Source organism: Lactobacillus sp. UMNPBX17, assembly GCF_002553735.1.
GTDB lineage: Bacteria > Bacillota > Bacilli > Lactobacillales > Lactobacillaceae > Lactobacillus > Lactobacillus gallinarum.
The window spans coordinates 1-1,189 of sequence record NZ_PCYT01000149.1; the positions used below are offsets into that span (position 1 = coordinate 1).

A 1,189-nucleotide genomic window follows, 5' to 3' on the forward strand; every position below is an offset into this window, starting at 1 on the left:
CGTAAATTGCAATAATAAATTGAACACTTTTAATCAAGCTGCTTGATAGATTAGATCTAATTCTCTTTCAAAGATTTCATCTGGTGTATGATATGCCAATATCTTTCTTGGTAAAGAGTTGCACCAGGTTTCAATGTCTATGATGTCTTGTAGTGAATAATTGTCTATTGCCTCTCCCTTAGGAATAAATCTGCGAATGAGTCCATTATGTCTTTCAACTGTTCCTTTGTCACAAGATGTATAAGGATGAGCATAGTAAACTAAAGTATTTGATACGTCTTCTAAACTTGAAAGATCTGCAAACTCTGAGCCATTATCAGTGGTAATGGTTTTAAAAATATCATTCCAATGTTCGCTGTATTGCCTTTGGAGTTTTTTAAAGGCCTGCATGACACTGACAGAAGTCTTGTCAGGAATACGAAGAATTAAGAACTCACGACTCATACGTTCAGATAAGGTTAGCAGCACCTCATCATCTTTGCTCTTATGTCCGAGAACTAAATCGCATTCCCAATGGCCAAACTCATTACGTTTATTGATCTCTTTAGGACGTTCTTCAATGCTTCTGCCAAGTTTTTTCTTATTTCTGCGAATACGATGAAGCTTGGTATTGCGTTTAAGCTTCTCTGGCAAGTCGTAATTATGTATATCTAATAGACCTTGGTCGACATAATTGTAAAGAGTCTTAGTACAGACAACATCTCTGCTGCTAAATGCGCCAACAGCGGTGGCGCGATTACTGCACACATCAAGCGACCAGCCGTCTTTAAAGAAATGTTTGTGGACATAGCGCATGAATTGAGTTTTCCTGAGAAAGTCTGATTTACGTCCACAATTTTTACGATGAGCTTGATATGCATCATGCCCTTGAGTAGCCTTATATCTTTTGACTTTGCCATGATACAGTTCTACAGTACCGCGCTTAACCTCATAACTGATAGTAGAAGGGGAACAGTTTAATTCACGGGCAATGGCACGCAAAGAATAGCCATCTTTCAAACGCAATTGAATAATAACTCTTTCCTCGAATGATAAATGCTTGCCTTTAATGTGCTGATTCATGGTAGAATGTAAAGAGTCCATTTTGACCTCGTTTCTAAATGTTGTGTGGTAACTACATTCTATCAAACAGGTCCGAATGGACTTTTTATTTTTTATCAAGTGTTCAATTTAATTTTACAATCGGCGA

1 protein-coding gene is annotated in these 1,189 nt (G+C 37.4%); it reads right to left on the minus strand.

From position 1 onward, the window contains the following. Window positions 1-33: 33 nt before the first annotated feature. Window positions 34-1,083 carry an IS30 family transposase gene (locus CP368_RS10030; protein WP_087176735.1) on the minus strand — a complete coding sequence of 350 codons (1,050 nt, stop codon included), beginning with the start codon at window positions 1,081-1,083 and terminating at the stop codon, window positions 34-36. Window positions 1,084-1,189: the final 106 nt, after the last annotated feature.